At 57.5% G+C, this 17732-nt stretch carries 14 protein-coding genes, 1 tRNA gene and 1 pseudogene; 5 read left to right on the forward strand and 11 right to left on the reverse strand.

Annotated features, from left to right (window positions below):
- Positions 1-28: 28 nt before the first annotated feature.
- The gene (gene yejK / locus GNG29_RS15515) at positions 29-1036 is read right to left on the reverse strand and encodes a nucleoid-associated protein YejK (RefSeq protein ID WP_156239401.1); all 1008 of its coding nucleotides are present in this window, start codon (positions 1034-1036) and stop codon (positions 29-31) included.
- A gap of 134 nt (positions 1037-1170) precedes the next feature.
- Here yejK and GNG29_RS15520 point away from each other — a divergent pair, with 134 nt between their 5' ends.
- The 3 genes from GNG29_RS15520 to GNG29_RS15530 all read left to right on the forward strand — a co-directional run bounded on the left by GNG29_RS15520 (position 1171) and on the right by GNG29_RS15530 (position 3327).
- Complete coding sequence (locus GNG29_RS15520) at positions 1171-1398, forward strand: YejL family protein (protein ID WP_032612681.1); 228 nt, start codon at positions 1171-1173, stop codon at positions 1396-1398.
- Positions 1399-1417: 19 nt separating this feature from the next.
- Positions 1418-3178, forward strand: a complete 1761-nt coding sequence (gene yejM, locus GNG29_RS15525; RefSeq protein ID WP_103180385.1) for an LPS biosynthesis-modulating metalloenzyme YejM — start codon at positions 1418-1420, stop codon at positions 3176-3178.
- Between the two features lie 72 nt (positions 3179-3250).
- Positions 3251-3327, forward strand: a tRNA-Pro gene (locus GNG29_RS15530).
- A 110-nt stretch (positions 3328-3437) separates the two neighbouring features.
- Here GNG29_RS15530 and GNG29_RS15535 read toward each other — a convergent pair.
- The 3 genes from GNG29_RS15535 to GNG29_RS15545 all read right to left on the reverse strand — a co-directional run bounded on the left by GNG29_RS15535 (position 3438) and on the right by GNG29_RS15545 (position 6460).
- Positions 3438-4841 carry a DUF1996 domain-containing protein gene (locus GNG29_RS15535; protein WP_103180387.1) on the reverse strand — a complete coding sequence of 468 codons (1404 nt, stop codon included), beginning with the start codon at positions 4839-4841 and terminating at the stop codon, positions 3438-3440.
- A 91-nt stretch (positions 4842-4932) separates the two neighbouring features.
- Complete coding sequence (locus GNG29_RS15540) at positions 4933-6117, reverse strand: MFS transporter (RefSeq protein WP_156654924.1); 1185 nt, start codon at positions 6115-6117, stop codon at positions 4933-4935.
- Positions 6118-6199: 82 nt separating this feature from the next.
- Positions 6200-6460: a DUF2534 family protein gene (locus GNG29_RS15545; RefSeq protein ID WP_156654926.1), complete on the reverse strand. Its 261-nt coding sequence runs from the start codon at positions 6458-6460 to the stop codon at positions 6200-6202.
- 195 nt (positions 6461-6655) lie between these two features.
- On the opposite strand from GNG29_RS15545, the gene eco reads away from it, so the two are divergent.
- Positions 6656-7147 (forward strand): serine protease inhibitor ecotin, encoded by a 492-nt coding sequence (eco, locus tag GNG29_RS15550; RefSeq protein ID WP_103180391.1) that lies wholly within the window; start codon positions 6656-6658, stop codon positions 7145-7147.
- A 36-nt stretch (positions 7148-7183) separates the two neighbouring features.
- On the opposite strand, the gene mqo is transcribed toward eco, so the two are convergent.
- Positions 7184-8839: a malate dehydrogenase (quinone) gene (mqo, locus tag GNG29_RS15555; protein WP_156654927.1), complete on the reverse strand. Its 1656-nt coding sequence runs from the start codon at positions 8837-8839 to the stop codon at positions 7184-7186.
- A 188-nt stretch (positions 8840-9027) separates the two neighbouring features.
- Here mqo and GNG29_RS15560 point away from each other — a divergent pair.
- Positions 9028-10327, forward strand: a pseudogene (locus tag GNG29_RS15560) (SulP family inorganic anion transporter).
- On the opposite strand, the gene mgtE reads toward GNG29_RS15560, so the two are convergent.
- The 6 genes from mgtE to GNG29_RS15590 form a co-directional block, all read right to left on the reverse strand.
- Complete coding sequence (mgtE, locus tag GNG29_RS15565) at positions 10290-11726, reverse strand: magnesium transporter (protein ID WP_103180395.1); 1437 nt, start codon at positions 11724-11726, stop codon at positions 10290-10292. The pseudogene GNG29_RS15560 and the gene mgtE sit on opposite strands and share 38 nt — an antisense overlap.
- A 155-nt stretch (positions 11727-11881) precedes the next feature.
- A complete protein-coding gene (locus GNG29_RS15570; protein ID WP_156654930.1) occupies positions 11882-13525 on the reverse strand; it encodes a multidrug ABC transporter permease/ATP-binding protein in 1644 nt (547 codons plus the stop codon).
- 76 nt (positions 13526-13601) lie between these two features.
- Positions 13602-14252, reverse strand: coding sequence for a DNA oxidative demethylase AlkB (gene alkB / locus GNG29_RS15575; protein WP_156654931.1), 651 nt, complete (start codon positions 14250-14252; stop codon positions 13602-13604).
- The gene (gene ada / locus GNG29_RS15580; RefSeq protein ID WP_103180399.1) at positions 14252-15316 is read right to left on the reverse strand and encodes a bifunctional DNA-binding transcriptional regulator/O6-methylguanine-DNA methyltransferase Ada; all 1065 of its coding nucleotides are present in this window, start codon (positions 15314-15316) and stop codon (positions 14252-14254) included. Before ada ends, alkB begins: the two co-directional genes overlap by 1 nt.
- 72 nt (positions 15317-15388) lie before the next feature.
- Complete coding sequence (gene apbE / locus GNG29_RS15585) at positions 15389-16444, reverse strand: FAD:protein FMN transferase ApbE (protein ID WP_103180401.1); 1056 nt, start codon at positions 16442-16444, stop codon at positions 15389-15391.
- Positions 16445-16564: 120 nt separating this feature from the next.
- The gene (locus tag GNG29_RS15590) at positions 16565-17677 is read right to left on the reverse strand and encodes a porin OmpC (protein ID WP_103180403.1); all 1113 of its coding nucleotides are present in this window, start codon (positions 17675-17677) and stop codon (positions 16565-16567) included.
- Positions 17678-17732 lie beyond the last annotated feature (55 nt).

Here is a 17732-nt window from a genome sequence, read left to right on the forward strand (position 1 = left end):
CCCGCATTGCGGGGTTTTTTTATGGCCGTTATTTGCCGCCAGAGGTGCGACGCTGCAGCTGATCCCGCAGATTTGGCGGCGTGCCTTTAATGGTCAGCGTGTCGGTCGCCGGATCCCAGAAAATGCGCTCGCCGAGCAACATGGCATCAAAGTTGATGGTTAATCCGCCGCCGCTACCGGCAAATTTGGTGAGCTGACGCAGCGTACTGCGATCCGCCGGGAAGCTCTCTTCCAGCTCGTAGCCTTTCTCCGCCGTAAAGTCCTGGAAGCTCACCTCGCTGACGCCCGCCAGCTCTTTGGAGAGCGATTCCAGTTCAATCTCTTCGCCCGCCTGTAGCTGTTCGTTGCAGTAGGCATAAACCTGCTGGCGCACGTTCTGGCGTTCCGCTTTGTCCAGCTCGGCTTCTGCGGTGAAGTCATCCACCGCCTGCAGCAAACCTTTATTCTGCGCTTTGGCATTCAGCCCTTCGCTGGCGCCGAGGAAATCCATAAAGAAGTCGGCCACCTTGCGCCCTACCCGGCCTTTCAGGAAGGTCAGATAGCGGGTGGATTCAGGATTGGTTTCCCATTCGGTCAAATCGATGCGCGCCACGATATCCGCGTGGTTGATGTCCAGATAGTGGGTCGAGCTGATATCCAGCTGCTCGTTGACGCGCATGCTGCTTAAGTTGTTCAGCACCGCCACCAGCAGGTACTCGACCGCCAGGTAACGATAATGGCAGAACAGGACGATGCCGCCGTCGGCAAACGGATATTTTGCCAGCTCATCGCGCAGGCGGCCGGTGGCGGCCCGGCTGAACGCGAGAAAATCGTCTTCACCCTGACGCTGCTGGCGCAGCGCCTGCGCCAGTTCGCTCTCTTCGCTGAACAGGCCGTAGGCTTTGTTTTTGGCACTGTAAACCCGATGCAGCTCCGCCATCATGTCCACAACGGTAGGCGTCGGCTCCAGTAACGAATCGCGCAGCACCAGCTCAAGGGTTTGCTCATCACGCTTGATAAGCTGGTGCAGAGCAATCTGGTTGATATCCAGACTCATGTTAAACTCTCCTTTTAGACCGGGCCGTATTCAACCACCCCCCAGTCATGTATGCAACCGAAGATAAAAAAGGGGAAAAAAAGCTGTTGCTACGGTAATATGTTGCCCTTTCCTCCACAAACAGATTTAGATTTATGCCACAACTCTCCCGCTACAGTGATGAACACGTTGAACAAATGCTCAGTGAGCTGCTCAACGTACTGGAAAAACATAAGGCGCCGACCGACCTTTCCCTGATGGTTCTGGGAAATATGGTGACTAACCTTATCAATACCAGCGTTGCGCCGGCCCAGCGCCAGGCGATCGCGAAATCTTTCGCTCAGGCCTTACAGTCCTCGGTTAACGACGACCAGGCGCACTAAGGGAAACAAACGACAGTTTATGGTGACGAATCGTCAGCGCTACCGTGAAAAAGTCTCCCAGATGGTTAGCTGGGGGCACTGGTTTGCCCTGTTTAACATTCTGCTGGCGATGGTGCTTGGCAGTCGTTATCTGTTTGTCGCCGACTGGCCGACGACGCTTGCCGGACGGGTCTTCTCCTGGATAAGCGTCATTGGCCATTTCAGCTTTCTGGTCTTCTCCACCTATTTACTGATCCTCTTCCCGCTGACGTTTATCGTCATGTCACAGCGGCTGATGCGGTTTATCTCCGCTATCCTCGCCACCGCAGGCATGACGCTGCTGCTTATCGACAGCGAAGTCTTTACCCGTTTTCACCTGCATCTTAATCCCGTCGTCTGGGAACTGGTGATCAATCCCGACCAGAACGAAACGGCGCGCGACTGGCAGCTGATGTTTATCAGCGTGCCGATTATCCTGCTGATTGAGATGCTGTTTGCCACCTGGAGCTGGCAAAAACTGCGCAGCCTGACGCGGCGCCGTCGCTATGCCAAACCGGTGGCCGCCCTCTTTTTTGTCGCCTTTATCGGCTCGCATTTTATGTATATCTGGGCGGACGCTAACTTCTACCGCCCCATCACCATGCAGCGCGCGAACCTGCCGCTCTCCTATCCGATGACCGCTCGTCGTTTCCTGGAGAAACACGGTCTGCTGGATGCCCAGGAGTATCAGCGCCGCCTGATTGAACAAGGGGATCCTGAAGCGGTATCGGTACAATATCCGCTGAGCGATCTGCGCTACCGTGACATGGGTCAGGGGCAAAACGTCCTGTTGATCACCGTCGACGGTCTGAACTACTCGCGCTTTGAGAAACAGATGCCAGCCCTGGCGGAGTTCGCCGAGAAGAACATCAACTTTACTCAGCACATGAGCTCCGGTAACTCAACCGATGCCGGGATCTTTGGCCTGTTCTACGGCATTTCACCTGGCTATATGGACGGCGTGCTGTCATCGCGTATCCCTGCCGCGCTCATCACCGGGCTCAACCAGCAGGGCTACCAGCTGGGGCTGTTCTCTTCGGATGGCTTCAGCAGTCCGCTCTATCGCCAGGCGCTGTTGTCCGACTTCTCTCTGCCGACCGCACAGAGCCAGTCCGACGAACAGACCGCCGGGCAGTGGATCAGCTGGCTTCACCGTTACGCGCAGGACGACAACCGCTGGTTCTCCTGGGTTGCTCTGAACGGCACGACGCTGGATGACAGCAACCAGAAAACCTTTAACCGCCGCTATGCGCAGGCCGCAGGCAATGTTGATACCCAGATTGCCCGGGTGCTGGACGCGCTGCGGGAATCGGGCAAGCTGGAGAATACCGTGGTGGTGATCACCGCCGGTCACGGTGTGCCGCTGGGCAGCGAGCGCAACGATGTCGACTGGGCGCGCCCTCGCCTGCATGTTCCGCTGGTGATCCACTGGCCTGGTACGCCATCCCAGCGCATTAACATGCTGACCGATCATAAAGATGTGATGACTACCCTGATGCAGCGTCTGCTCCACGTCAGCACGCCAGCCAATGAGTATTCCCAGGGTCAGGATCTGTTCAGCGCAACGCGTCGTCATAACTGGGTGACGGCTGCCAGCAACAACACGCTGGCCGTTACAACGCCAACCCTGACGCTGGTGCTGAACAGCAACGGTAATTACAAAACCTATAACCCGCAGGGTGAGAAACTCAACGACCAGACGCCGCAGTTAAGCCTGCTGCTACAGGTGCTGACGGATGAGAAACGGTTCATTGCTAATTGATTTAATATTAATCAGTTAGCCAGAACCACCCTTGCATTAAACGCGGAAATAGGTAGTATAAATTTCACGTGTCGGCACGTAGCGCAGCCTGGTAGCGCACTGTCATGGGGTGTCAGGGGTCGGAGGTTCAAATCCTCTCGTGCCGACCAAAATTTCCCCAAAAAAAACCAACCTTCGCGGTTGGTTTTTTTATGCCTGCAAGAGATGGCTAAAAAGCCAGCCCGATGGCAGGCTGGCTTTTGCACGAACATGCTGCTGATTAGATTTCCGGGGTATGCTTGTACCCGGTCAACATCAGTATCAGGCTCTCTTTAGAAGAGGCAGGGCTGAACTGATAGTGATTACCCTGACGGTCGCCACCGATATACCAGGAGATTTCAGTCTTGCCCGCCGCCAGCGCTTTGCGCACCGCCTTGTCGACATCCACCATCCGGTATTCGCGCTTGTTGTTGAGATAGAGCAGCGCATCGGACGAGTAGTTACAGGCCGGACGATTTTTCCAGGTGACGGTGGCGGGATCCCAGTCGTTGCTCGCCGGATAGAAGAAGATCTGATCCGCGCCGTTAGCCTCGACTTTTCCGCCATAGATCCGCACCCGGTATTTGAACAGAGAAGGATCCTGGCCTTCAGGCAGCGCAGGGATCGTAAACTTAACCAGACTCATCGTTTCGCTGTTACGGGTGCGGCCGCCGTTTTTCCAGTTATCCTGCACCAGCAAGGTCTGCGCCCCAGGTACCGGGGTATCTGGCGTCTCGCTACTCACCCAGACGTTTGCCAGCGCCTTTGAATAGCCGTAGGGGACGTTAGTGCCGCAGTCCATGCCCTGATTCATGCACATCTCAGTCATAAAGCGGGCACCCTCTTCAGTCCAGCCATTCATAAAGTCGGCGTGGGCGGTATAGAGGCTGCCCCAGTGCTCTTCGCGCACATCGCCATTCATGGTGGGATCGAGCGACAACTGGGCTTTGGCGGTATCCAGGGAGGTGATCCCGTGCAGCACCCAGGCCACGTTCATATTTACCGTCGGGATTTTCACCGGATAGCCGGACGGGCACTGCCCTTTCACATCGTAGGTCGCATTCGCCATGCCATGGTGCGGCTGCAGGTGGATACCATCCCAGCAGTTAGGGAACTGGATCCCGATATTAAACTGCACCGCATCTTTGGCTTTTCTCAGCCCACACACTTCACCGACTTTATTGCTGTAGCCTCTGCCGTTAGCGCATAAAAAGGTTATGCGGGCGTTAGGCCCGGTACCGTGGTGATCGCCCGCCAGCAGCGCCAGCCCTGCCGGAAATGGGCTGAGCGGGAACTGTTCCACGTTAGACGCCTGGTAATAGGTTTTTTGGTAGGCGGGTTGAACCACCGTCCCGTCCGGCAGGCGCAGCGACGGCGCCCAGTAAGCTGAGCTGTCGGCTTTGTTATCGCAGGTGGTTTCTGACTGCTTACGCAGTGATTGATAGGTCGAATGGGCGTCCGTGCGGGTGTTGCCGAAAAAGTCGTGCCACATCGCCTGGTTGGTTTTGCCAAACATCATAATGGCGTCATCGCCCAGAGTATGGCTATAAGCACAAACCACGTGCGCCTGCGGGCCTGCATGGGCATAAAGTGACGGCAACAGCAGGGCTGACGCCATCGCGGTATAAAGTGTGGTCCTTTTCATAAGTATCTCCTGATAGAAAGGACCACATTGGTAACAAAACGGCACTCACGCTTCGAATGATTTGCGCAATATTTTTCTGCGCTTGCGCGCTTTACAACGCCGCGGGGGGGTTGCGCAGATATCCCAGCGTCAGCAGGCAGATCGTCGCCCCGGCATAAAAGGTATATTCCGCGCCCCACGTTTCCCAGATGATGCCAGCCCCCAGGCTGGCAACCAGCAGCGCCACGCCGCTCACCATACTGAACAGGCCAAACGCCGTACCGCGCAGGTCGGGGGGTGCCGTCTTCGCAATCATCGCGGTCAGCAGCCCCTGGGTCATCCCCATATGGATGCCCCACAGCGCCACGCCGGCAATAATCCCGATCCAGTGGGTGCTCAGCGCCAGTACAATATCGGCGGCGATCAACACCGCCAGTCCCCACTGGAGCAGGCGCGTATGGCTCATGGCATCGGAGAGTTTGCCAAACGGATAGGCCGAAAACGCGTATAGCAGATTCATGGCGACCATCACCAGCGGGATCAGCGCCAGCGGAATGTCCGCCTGCTGGGCACGCAGCACCAGAAATGCCTCACTGAAACGGGCGAGAGTAAAGACAGCGCCGAGGCCAATTACCCACCAGCAGCTGGCGCCGAGGCGTTTCAGGTTCTCTTTTTTGATGGGATTGGACCGTTTATGGGCAACAGGCGTGGCGGGCTCATGCAGGCCCACAAAGAGCAGTAAGACGGCCAGCACGCCGGGGATGACGGCGATCCAGAAGATAGTGCGGAAATCATCGTTCCACAGCAGCATCATGCCGACCGCCAGCAGTGGGCCGAGAAACGCGCCAATGGTATCCATCGACTGACGCAGCCCGTATGCCGCCCCGCGCAGTTCCGGCGGCGTGACGTCAGCTACCAGCGCGTCGCGGGGGGCACCGCGGATCCCCTTTCCTACCCGATCAATCAGACGCGCCCCGAGGATCATCCCCGACGACGAGGCGATCGCAAACAGCGGCTTACTGGCCGCACCCAGACCGTAGCCCAGCAGCGCCAGCCCTTTGCGTTTCCCCAGATAGTCGCTGATGGCACCGGAAAAAACCTTAATGATAAGCGCGGTGGCTTCCGCCAGCCCTTCAATCAGGCCAATGAAAATGACGCTGGCGCCCAGGGTGGTCACCATAAAGAGCGGCAGCAAGCTATGGATAATTTCCGATGAAATATCCATCAGCATACTGACGCCGCCAACAACCCAGACCCCTTTTGGGATCAGGCTCAGCGTGGAAAACCGGGAAACCATGCTCCACTCCTGTAAACGGGGAAAAAATCATTTAACCCGAAAACGGCACAGGAGTGAAACAGGCATTAATCGCGTTGGCGACTCAGTTTTTATCGCTCCCGCCGAGGAAAAATATACCCAGCGGGATAGCCAGCAGCACGGTAAAGACCGTGCTGTAGACCAGCACCATCGCCGACTGCAGCACGTACATGCTGGTGGTCCACTCCGTCAGTGGGATATTGTACTGCTCAACCACGCCAATAATAGTCACACGGCCTACCCCCATCACCGCGATCAGAAAAACCGTCAGCAGTGCCAGCAGAAATTTTTTCCCCGCCGGGGTGTTGAGTTTATTACGTACCATGCGTGTTTCCTTCACAGATAGATAACAATGATTGCAGCTCACCCTACCACGATCGTTCCCCCGGGGCCAATACAGAATTTAAAACCAAATCACAAGGCACTTACCAGTTATATAAACCAGTTAAAAATAAAATTAAGGTAAAAAACACCATTCATGGTAGTGTATGGCCACCGTTTGACATAAAAAGGAATCACTGTGAAAAACGCCGCTAAAAGTCTCATCACTCTGCTGGCTCTGACCTGCGCCAGCGCATACGCCACCCCTGCTGACCAGCCGCTCAGTAAAACGGCCCCCTACCCGCAGGCGGAACAGGGGATGAAGCGCCAGGTCATTGACCTGCCTGAGCAGAAAGATGAAGCGAATTACAAGGTGGAACTGCTGATCGGCCAGACGCTGGAGGTGGATTGCAACGCGCACCGCCTCGGCGGTCAGTTAACCAGCAAGACGCTGGAAGGCTGGGGATATGACTATTACATCTTTGATAAGGTCACTTCGCCGGTTTCCACCATGATGGCCTGTCCGGACGGGAAAAAGACCACAAAATTCATAACCGCGAATCTCGGCGAGCATAGCCTGCTGCGCTACAACAGTAAGTTGCCGATTGTGGTTTATACGCCTGCGGATATCGAGGTGAGATACCGTATCTGGCAGGCTGACGAGAAGGTTGAAAGCGCCGTCACGCGCTAATAAAAAAAGCCGGGTAAATCACCCGGCTTTTTAATATCAGAGTGCGATATCCGCAACCGGTTTGCTTTCCGGCTGGGAGGTCGCCTGTGCCTCAGGCTGAGGCGCCGCATCCGGTGCCTGCGGTTTTTCATACTTCAGTTGCAGCACGCGGCTGGTGTACTCCAGCTCCTGCTCGGTGGCCTCAACGTTGCCGTTCAGCGCCGTACCGTATGAAGGAATAATGGTCTTCAGCTTCGCCTGCCACTCCGGGCTGGCGACTTTGTCTTTAAACACTTTTTCCATCAGGTGCAGCATAATCGGTGCCGCGGTGGAGGCGCCCGGGGAGGCTCCCAGCAGCGCGGCTACAGTGCCTTCTTTATCACTGACCACTTCAGTGCCCAGACGCAGCACGCCGCCTTTTTCCTCATCACGCTTGATGATCTGCACGCGCTGGCCCGCCTGCCACAACCGCCAGTCCGCTTTCTTCGCTTCCGGATAGTACTCTTTCAGCGCCGCAAAGCGATCGTCATCGGAGAGCATCACCTGGCTAATCAGGTATTTCACCAGATCGAAGTTATCCAGACCAACATCAACCATCGGACCCACGTTTGAAGTGGTGGTGGAGCTGAGCAGATCCCACAGCGAACCGTTCTTCAGGAATTTGGTCGAGAAGGTGGCGAACGGCCCGAACAGCACCACGCGCTTACCGTCGAGAACACGTGTATCGATATGCGGCACCGACATCGGCGGTGCGCCCACGGACGCCTGGCCATAGACCTTCGCCAGATGGCGATTCACCACCTCCGGGTTTTCCGACACCAGGAACTGGCCGCCAACCGGGAAGCCCGCGTAATTCTCCGCTTCCGGAATACCGGTCTCCTGCAGCAGCTTCAGCGCCGCGCCGCCCGCACCGATAAAGACAAACTTCGCCTTAATGACGTGCTCTTCTTCATTGTGCTTCAGATCGGCGACGGTCACGCTCCAGGAGTTGTCCGCGTTGCGCTTAAAGCCGCGCACTTCGGTATTCAGCGACAGCGTAAAGTTCTCTTTTTTTTGCAGAGAGCCCACCAGCTGACGGGTGATTTCGCCATAGTTAACGTCGGTACCGATTTCGGTACGGGTGGCCGCCACCTTCTGGTTCGGGTCGCGCCCTTCCATCACCAGCGGCGCCCACTCTTTGATCTGGGCGTGATCTTCGGAGTACTTCATGCCGCGGAACAGCGAGCTTTGCTGCAGAGCAGCATAACGTCCGCGCAGGAAGTTCACATTGTCGTCTCCCCAGACAAAGCTCATGTGCGGGACGGTGTTAATGAAACTGTGTGGATCGTGCAGCACACCGCTGTTCACCTGGTGAGACCAGAACTGACGAGAGATCTGAAACGCTTCGTTGATCTCCACCGCTTTCTCAATGCTGATGGAGCCATCTTTCTTCTGTGGGGTGTAGTTCAGCTCCATTAACGCGGAGTGGCCGGTCCCGGCGTTGTTCCAGCCGTTAGAGCTCTCCTGCGCTACGCCGTCCAGGCGTTCAACCATGGTCATGGACCAGTCCGGCTGAAGCTCCTGCAAATAGGTTCCCAGCGTGGCGCTCATGATCCCGCCACCAATTAACAGAACGTCCGTTTCCTGCTCTTGCGATGCCTGAGCCTTCGCCGCCGTGGAGACAGCACTAAGGCTTGCCGCCGCAGCCAGCAGCAGGGCAGTCATTTTTTTCATAATTAATGCCTTCGTAATACGCGTTTGTTCGCTATTTATGCAGATGAAGTCGAGTGCGGCGCCACGGTAGCAATAATTAAATATTGTTTAAAGGTTAAATAATTATTGTAATTATGATAATAAATGTCGCTGCGTTTGTAGGGGTATGGCTAACCCGGTGCTGGAAAAGTGCGCCATTTCTCGCTACTATGCAGCGCTTTGTGATCGCGCGCACAGATAGCTCTGGGCTGCACTCATTCTCCTGACCTGCGAAAAACTATGTCTTCAGTACACGCTTCTCCTTCTGCGCTCTCTATCCTGCGCTCTCCATCGCTGTTTATGCGTGAAACCCTTGCCGGTGTTATCACCGCCCTGGCGCTGATTCCGGAAGTGATCTCGTTTTCCGTGGTAGCGGGAGTCGATCCGAAGGTGAGCCTGTTCGCCTCGGTGGTGCTGTGCCTGGCGCTGTCGGTGATGGGCGGTCGCCCGGCGATGGTGACGGCCGCTGCGGGCTCCGTGGCGCTGGTGATTGGGCCGATGGTGCATCAGCATGGCGCGCAGTATATTCTGCCGGCAGTGCTGCTGGCGGGGCTTATCCAGATCCTGTTCGGCGCGCTGGGAATGGCGCGTCTGATGCGTTTTATTCCCCAGGCGGTGATGACCGGGTTTGTTAACGCCCTCGGGATCCTGATTTTCTTTGCCCAGGTGCCGCATTTCTGGAGCAGAAGCCCGCTGATTGTCGGCCTGTTCGTCCTGACCCTGCTGATTGTGCTGTGGGCGCCCCGCTACATTAAAAGTATCCCTTCCCCGCTGATCGCGATTGTGGTCCTGACGCTCTTCACCGTCACCAGCGGCCAGCTGCTGCCAACCGTGGGGGATGAAGGCTCTATCGGCGGCGGGCTGCCGGGGATCACCCAGATGCTGGTGCCGCTGAATCTGCACACCCTGAGCATTATCTGGCCCTGCGCCCTGAGTATCGCCTTTGTCGGCCTGATGGAGTCGCTCCTGACCGCGAAGCTGGTGGATGAGCTGACGGCAACCCCGTCCAGCAAGCGCCGCGAGAGCATGGGGCTGGGCGTGGCCAATATCATGGCGGGCTTCTTTGGCGGGATCGCCGGTTGCGCGATGATCGGTCAGACCATTGTTAACGTCGAAATGGGCAAAGGCCGCAGCCGCGTCTCCACCTTTGCCGCCGGGCTGGTACTGCTGGTGCTGGTTACCGCCCTGAGCGAAGTGATGGCGAAAATTCCGATGGCGGTGCTGGCGGGGATCATGGCGATTGTCGCCATTAAGACCTTCAACTGGCAGAGCATTCGCCCTGCCACGGTGAAAGGCGCGCCGGTTGCGGAAACGCTGGTGATGCTGGTGACCGTCGGGGCCACCGTTTCAACCGGCAACCTGGCAATTGGCGTGGTAGGCGGGATTATCATGATGGTGATCCTCCCTGCCCGCCTGCGACGCAAACACGCCGTTACAGCAGAAACAGTGTCGCCAGCCCAAGAAAAATAAAGAAGCCGCCAGTATCGGTAATGGCGGTGATCATCACGCTCGACCCCACTGCGGGGTCGCGCCCGAGGCGGGTCATGATCATCGGGATGAGAACGCCCATCGTCGCCGCCACCAGCAGGTTCAGCACCATCGCCAGAGTCATTACCCCACCCAGCGCCATATCGCCGTACAGCCACCAGGTCACGCCCCCCATGATGCCGCCCCACACCAGGCCATTAATCAGCGCCACGCCGAGCTCACGCAGGATCAGAAAGGTAAAGTTGCCCGGCTGAATATGCTGAAGCGCCAGGGCGCGCACGATCATGGTGATGGTCTGATTACCGGTATTGCCGCCAATGCCCGCCACGATGGGCATCAGCGAGGCCAGCGCCACCAGCTGGGAGATGGTGTGTTCAAATCCGTCAATGACACGTGAAGCGATGAAGGCGGTGCAGAGGTTGATCGCCAGCCACGCCCAGCGGGTTTTCACCGCCTTGCTCACCGGGGCATAGACATCCTCTTCGGCACTTAACCCGCCGAGGGCACGCATATCGTTATCGGTCTCTTTGTAGACCACGTCGACGATCTCATCGATGGTCAGGCGCCCCAATAGCTTACCCGCCGGGTCTACTACGCCCGCGCTGAGAAGGTTGTCACGTTCAAAGGTGCGGGCGGCTTTTTCGGCGTCATCTTCCGGGGAAAAGAGCATCGGCTGCGTTTCCATCACCTCGCTGACCAGGGTCTGGGTGCTGTTAAGCAGGATGGTCTGTAGCTCAAGCTCGCCGAGCAGGGTTTTATCCCGTGAGGTCACAAACAGCTTATCGGTGTTCTTTGGCATTTTGCCCAGACGTCGCAGGTAGCGCTGGACCGCGCCCAGCGTGACGTCAGGGCGCACCGTAATGACGCTGAACTCCAGGATTGCGCCGACGCGGTCCTGCTCATAGTGCATCACCTGTTGGACCCGGGCACGATCCTGAGGCGGCAGCGACGCCAGCAACTGTCCGGTCAGGTTGCGCGGCAGGTGCTGGACCATGTAGAGCTGGTCGTCGATATCCAGGGTGCGTACCGCGTCGAGAATGGCCTGGTCGCTCATCTCGTCGATCAGATCGTCCCAGACGTTTTCGGAGGCTTCCAGCAGTACCTGACCGCGCTCGTGATCCTCTACCAGCCGCCACAAAGCGTGGCGCTCTTCCGAGGGCAGCGCTTCGAGGGTGTCGGCGAGATCCGGCGGCGGCAAATGGGCTACCAGCGCCCCTACCTCAGCAATATCGTCGGCTAACGTCCCGACATCATATTGCTCAGCCAGGGTCAGTTTACCCAGCAGGGTGGAAGTGAGCGCTTTGTCGGTGGTCATCAGCCAGATCAGGCGCGCACGCTCTTCATCGCGCAGCCGTGCGCTGTTTTTGGTTAATCCAGACATTAAATATCAATCCATTAAATAAGTTGGCATTAAGCATAGCGTGGGGTTGTGTAAATTTTAATAAACGGATGAGAGGAGAGGTTAAAAAAACAGCAGGCGGGGAAAACAAGATCGCAGGCCGGGTGAGGCGAAGCCGCCACCCGGCACAGTTACGCTCAGGCGGTACGGGCTACCGCATCACGCGACGCGGCATCACGCTCAGCGCCGGTCAGTTCCGTCAGCTGGCCGCTGCGCATCTCAAGCAGACGGTCAGCATGGATAAAGTAGTGGTCGTCATGGCTGATGGCGAAGATGGTTTTGCCCATCTGCTGCATCAGCGGCAGCAGCACCTGGTAAAACTCGCGACGGAAATGTGGGTCCTGGTCGGCAGCCCACTCATCCAGCAGAATAATGTCACGCTCTTCCGCCAGCGCCAGCAGCAGCGCCACGCGCTTCTTCTGCCCTTTTGACAGCTTGAGGTTGAGGATTTTACCATCCTGTAGCTCCAGCTTGTGGGACATCTGCAGATGCGCCAGCCACTTCTCCACCAGCGCCGGATCGGCCTGCTTGCCTTCCGGGCCCAGCAGCTGATCGAACAGCCAGACGTCGGTAAACACCGCCGAGAAGAGCTTGCGGTAATCCTCCGGTTTTTCAGCGCTGAGCGGTTTACCGTCCAGCAGGATCTCGCCCGACTGGGGCTGATACAGGCCGGTCAGCAGCATCGCCAGCGTCGATTTGCCGCTGCCGTTGCCGCCAATCAGGAACAGCAGCTCACCGCGCTTAAGGGTTAAATTTACCGGCCCGACGGAAAATGCATTGTCCTGGTACTGGAAGGTGACATTGCGCAGCTCCAGCGTCTGCCAGTTTGGGAAGGCCTCAGGGCGCGGGAACTCAGGTTTGAACGGCGCCAGGGCAAACTTGCGCAGTTTGTTAAAGGCCACCTGGGCGCTGAGCAGGGTCGGCAGCGCACCGACAGCCGAGAGCAGGGGCGTGCGCAGGAACAGCAGCGTCAGCGAATAGGTCGCGGCAACGTTGGTATCCGCCCAGCCGAGGCTGTTTGCCATCCAGAAGACCAGGCCAATCGCCCCCAGCATCATGATATTCGACCAGTTGACCGCGCTCAGGTGGAAGGTATCGGCCCGGACGATATGGTGGCGATACTCACGGGCATCCGGGATATAGAGATTATTGAAGATGTGCTCGGCGCGCTCGCGGTTCAGGGTCAGCTCTTTGCGCCCTTCCAGCACCGTCTGATAGTCGTTGTAGAGCTTATCTTCGGTTTCGCGCAGCACCGCCATATGTTTGTAGACGCGCGACACCAGCAGGTAGCCGCCCCAGATGGTGATCGCAATCCACAGGGCAGTGATGGCCAGCATTTTGGTGGAGAGCCAGGCCAGATAGACCGCCGATCCAAAGGTCAGGATGATCCCCTGCACCAGCTCCGGCAGACGCACAAAGGCGATGGTGATCGAACGTACGTCGCTAGTCAGTCCGGCCAGCAGCGAGGCGCTGCCCAGTTGCTCGACGCGTTCAACCTGAGTATCCAGAATCCGCTTGATGAACTCGCTGCGCAGGCGGTAGACAAAGTGGTGACCGAGCGTCGTGAGCGCCAGCTGCGAGCCGAGGGTGACGGCCATCAGCAGGACCAGCAGACCGAGAAATTCCGGCAGCACCATCAGGGTGGTATCAACAGTTTCAATCAAACGCAGGTTGATAAAGGCGATAAGCCCAATACCCAGCGCGGCGCTGAGCAAGCTCAATGCCATCACCGCGATAAACGGCCAGCGGTATTGGCGCCAGACCAGTAACAGGAGTTCCATGCAGAGCAATCCAGACAAGAAAAAACAGCCAGCAGTGTAAACTGCTCGCCGTTTACATCAAGAATAATTCTTATTTTTATTCGCTATCCGCCGCCTGGCGGAAGGTCAGGTTGTAGCGACAGTCGCCGGTAAGAGGATGCGTACCAGGCTTAAGCGGCTGAATACCATGATAAAACAGTCGTGATGCCCCACCCCAGACCACCACGTCGCCATGCTCCAGCAGCAGACGTTTAAGGGGATCGTTACGCCGTAATCCGCCAAACTGGAATACCGCCGGCAGGCCGAGGGAGACTGAGACAATCGGCGCCCGCAGGTCCGCTTCATCTTTATCCTGATGCAGCGAGAGTTTGGCCCCAACGGCGTAGCGGTTGATGAGACAGGCGTCCGGCTGGAACTCAGGGTAGCCCGCCGCGCAGGCAGCATCGTGGCACAGGGTAGCGAACGCCTCCGGCATCGGCGGCCAGAGGGCGTCGGTAAGCGGGTCTTTTGGGGAGTAGAGATAGCCCCGCTGATTGGTGGTCCAGCCCAGCCCGCCGCAGTTGGTCATTGCCACCGACATGGTGTAGCCCCCGGGGGTGACCATCTGGCGGAACGGCGAGACGGTAGCCACCTGTTCGATTGCCTGCATTAATGCAGGCGCCCCAGCCCGGGCGAAGCGGCGCAGGATCACCGCACCGGGCGCCAGCGGCTCCTGCCAGGGTTGTTCATCTGCAAAGAGATCGAGCATCACACCTCCTCTTTTTTCGCTTCCCGACGCAGCAGCGCCGCTTTGCGGGCCGTGCCCCAGCGGTAGCCCGAGAGCCCACCATCACTACGCACCACCCGGTGACAAGGGATGATAACCGCCAGCGTGTTGGCGGCACAGGCCCGGGCCACCGCCCGCACCGCGCCAGGATGGCCAATGGCGTTTGCCACCTGTTGATAGCTTGCCGTCTCGCCGCTACGTATGGCTCGCAGAGCTTGCCAGACCTGGCGCTGAAAAGCGGTGCCGCGAATATCCAGCGGCAGGGGGAGCGCCACGGCGTGGTTATCCACGCTGGCGATCACCCGGGCGACGCGGGCGGCAAAGGCGGCATCTGCCTGTTCCCGCCGGGCGTGAGGAAAAAGGGTCTCCAGCTCGGCAATCAGCGTGCTGTCGTCATCGCCGGGTAAAATGGCGCAGATCCCCCGCACGCTCTCCGCCACCAGGCACCGCCCCAGCGTACAGTCGCTCAGGGCGTAGCGCACGGTGGTCTCTTCCCCGCCGTTGCGGTACTGCTTCGCGGTCATCCCCAGCGTGGCATCGGCGTTGCGATAGTAGCTGCTGCTGTCGGGGAAACCCGCTGCCAGCACGGAGTCGGTAATTTTATCCCCCTGCGCAAGGGCATGGCGTAGCCGTTTCGCCCGGGCCGCCTGCTGCCAGGCTTTCGGGGTCATTCCGGTCGAGGATTTGAACAGACGATGAAGATGATACGGGCTCATCGCCACCTGCTGCGCCAGCTGCTCAAGGGTCAAAGGTTGCTCCTGCTCCAGCAACCGGCAGGCTTTTTCGATGGTGGCGGCGCGCTGCGCCTGCGGGTCCTGTTGATCCGGGCGACAGCGTTTGCAGGGGCGAAAACCCGCCAGCTCCGCACGGTGGGCATCAGGATAAAAGCGGACATTCTCACGCAGAGCATGGCGAGCCCGGCAGGAGGGACGGCAGAAGATGCCGGTGGTCTGCACGGCAAACACAAACTGACCATCGGCACTCTCATCGCGGGCCAGCACCGCCAGCCAGCGTTCATCATCATTATTCAGGTTCGGCTTTTTCATGATCGGCTCCTACTGTAAGCATACTCATAGCCTGCCTGAGCGCCAGCCGACAAAAACCCGCAACCTTGCTTTTTAATTCTTCCCGTTAACGAGGAAACTGGCGAACTGCGGGGACATCCAGGTTTTGAAGCCCTCCCCTTCCCGGGTGATCATATAGACAGCCAGCCCTTGCTGACGCACGACCTCTTTGGCTTTTTCCGTCCCCAGCACCATCAGGCCGGTATCCCAGGCATCGGCCTCCAGGGCCGTCGGGGAGATTACCGTCACCGACACCAGGTTGTGGGTAATCGGACGGCCGGTCTGCGGATCGATTACGTGCGAAATGCGTTTTCCGTCCAGCTCATAATAGTTGCGGTAGCTGCCGGAGGTGCTGATCCCGTGGCCGTTGATATCGAGAATGGCCTGCACGGCGTTTTGCTCATCGGTCGGCTTCTGGATCGCCACGCGCCAGGGCTTATCGCTGGCGTTCATGCCCCGGCTGACCAGCGCCCCGCCTACCGACACCAGATAGCGCGAGATCCCCTCTTCGGCCATTAGCCGGGCCAGGTGATCGGCGGCGTAGCCTTCGCCCACCGTGGAGAGATCGACAAACAGATCGGGAATATCTTTTTGCAGATACTGCTGGCCGGACTGATTAATCACGGACAGATGCTGCAGCCCCGTTTGCGCCCGGGCATCGTCAATCTGCGCCTGATCGGGGGTTTTCACCGGCTGCTTGTTTGGGCCAAAGCCCCAAAGGTTAACCAGGGGACCGACGGTAATATCCATTGCGCCGTTAGTTTTGTAGCCCACCCGCAGCGATTCGGTGACAATGTCCGCCATCGCTTCGCTCACCGGCCAGGGCGACGTACTCTTCGACTGATTAAAGCGCATCAGTGCGGAGTCGTTTTTATAGGTGGACATCAGTTGGTCATCGCCGTCCAGCTGAGCCTGGATCTTCCCGCGCAGCTCTTCCGCCCGGGCAGCGGAGAGATCGATGGCGCTGACGCGCCAGAAGGTGCCCATCGTTTTCCCTTCCAGCACCGTCGCGGCGGCGGTTTCGTTCTTTGCAGATGGAGCAGGTGCGTCACACGCGGTCAGCATAAAAAGTGTTGCCAGCAAGCCGACACGTAAAAAAGTAATTTCCATTCGTTATTATCCTCAAGCCTGAGACCGGCAAGAGTACACCAAAAAGCAGGCTTTGTAAGGGCCTGACGGTAAAACCAAAAAAAGGGGCCATTTGGCCCCTTTCGCAAGAGTACGTAAGACTTAGAACTGGTAAACCAGACCCAGTGCTACGATGTCATCGGTGCTGATGCCTGCACGGTCGGTGAAGGCGTTTTCATCCAGCAGGTTGATTTTGTAATCAACATAGGTGGACATGTTTTTGTTGAAGTAGTAAGTCGCGCCCACATCAACATATTTCAGCAGATCCTGGTCGCCGTTGCCTTCGATGTCCTTACCTTTAGACTGCAGGTAAGCCACGGATGGACGCAGACCGAAGTCGAACTGGTACTGTGCAACCACTTCGAAGTTCTGTGCTTTGTTGGCAAAGCCGTAAACAGCATTAGCGCGGTCGGACTGAGAGTCACCGAAACGGGTTGCATTGTAGGTCTGGGAGTACTGCGCTGCCAGGTACAGGTTGTTTGCGTCATATTTCAGGCCGCCGCTGTACACTTCAGCACGGTCGCCACGGCCGTAAACGCGTGGACCGTTCTGGTCTGCGGTACGTTTAGAAGAGGCTGCTGCCGCACCTACGCTGAAGCCTTCGCCCAGATCGTAAGTCAGGGAGCCGCCGAAGCCGTCGCCGTTCTGTTTCAGCAGGCTACGACCGCCCACGTTTTCACCGCTGACGCTGCCGTTTTTACCCTGATACTGCAGAGCAAAGTTCAGGCCATCAACCAGACCGAAGAAGTCCTGGTTACGGTAGGTAGCAACGCCGTTACCACGGGATTGCAGGAAGTTATCGGCACCGTAAGTGTCGCCGCCGAATTCTGGCAGAACGTCAGTCCAGGAGGTGACGTCATAGATTACGCCGTAGTTACGACCGTAGTCGAAAGAACCTGCTTCAGCGAACTTCAGACCTGCGAAGGCCACACGCGTCCAGGACTGGTTCTCGCTCTCGCTGGTGTTGCCCTGAATCTGGTATTCCCACTGACCGTAGCCAGTGATCTGGTCGTTAACCTGAGTTTCGCCTTTGAAGCCGAGACGCATGTAAGTCTGATCGCCATCAGCGCCATCGTCATCAGAGAAATAGTGCAGACCGTCTACTTTACCGTAGAGATCTAATTTGTTGCCGTCTTTGTTGTAAATTTCAGCCGCATTCGCTGCGCCTGCTACCAGCAGTGCTGGTACCAGGAGGGACAGTACTTTAACTTTCATTATTTTAACCCTCTGTTATATGTCTTTTATTACCACTGCTTACTGATTAACCCTC

Source organism: Leclercia sp. Colony189, from assembly GCF_009740165.1.
Taxonomy (GTDB): Bacteria; Pseudomonadota; Gammaproteobacteria; order Enterobacterales; family Enterobacteriaceae; genus Enterobacter.

Excerpts from the sequence above, each read along its gene's own strand:
- ada (WP_103180399.1), bottom strand. The coding sequence starts at position 15,316 with ATGAAAAAGCCGAACCTGAATAATGATGATGAACGCTGGCTGGCGGTG.
- GNG29_RS15570 (WP_156654930.1), bottom strand. The coding sequence starts at position 13,525 with ATGGAACTCCTGTTACTGGTCTGGCGCCAATACCGCTGGCCGTTTATC.
- GNG29_RS15520 (WP_032612681.1), top strand. The coding sequence starts at position 1,171 with ATGCCACAACTCTCCCGCTACAGTGATGAACACGTTGAACAAATGCTC.
- mqo (WP_156654927.1), bottom strand. The coding sequence starts at position 8,839 with ATGAAAAAAATGACTGCCCTGCTGCTGGCTGCGGCGGCAAGCCTTAGT.
- GNG29_RS15545 (WP_156654926.1), bottom strand. The coding sequence starts at position 6,460 with ATGGTACGTAATAAACTCAACACCCCGGCGGGGAAAAAATTTCTGCTG.
- apbE (WP_103180401.1), bottom strand. The coding sequence starts at position 16,444 with ATGGAAATTACTTTTTTACGTGTCGGCTTGCTGGCAACACTTTTTATG.
- alkB (WP_156654931.1), bottom strand. The coding sequence starts at position 14,252 with ATGCTCGATCTCTTTGCAGATGAACAACCCTGGCAGGAGCCGCTGGCG.
- yejK (WP_156239401.1), bottom strand. The coding sequence starts at position 1,036 with ATGAGTCTGGATATCAACCAGATTGCTCTGCACCAGCTTATCAAGCGT.
- GNG29_RS15535 (WP_103180387.1), bottom strand. The coding sequence starts at position 4,841 with ATGAAAAGGACCACACTTTATACCGCGATGGCGTCAGCCCTGCTGTTG.
- GNG29_RS15590 (WP_103180403.1), bottom strand. The coding sequence starts at position 17,677 with ATGAAAGTTAAAGTACTGTCCCTCCTGGTACCAGCACTGCTGGTAGCA.
- mgtE (WP_103180395.1), bottom strand. The coding sequence starts at position 11,726 with ATGTCTGGATTAACCAAAAACAGCGCACGGCTGCGCGATGAAGAGCGT.
- yejM (WP_103180385.1), top strand. The coding sequence starts at position 1,418 with ATGGTGACGAATCGTCAGCGCTACCGTGAAAAAGTCTCCCAGATGGTT.
- GNG29_RS15540 (WP_156654924.1), bottom strand. The coding sequence starts at position 6,117 with ATGGTTTCCCGGTTTTCCACGCTGAGCCTGATCCCAAAAGGGGTCTGG.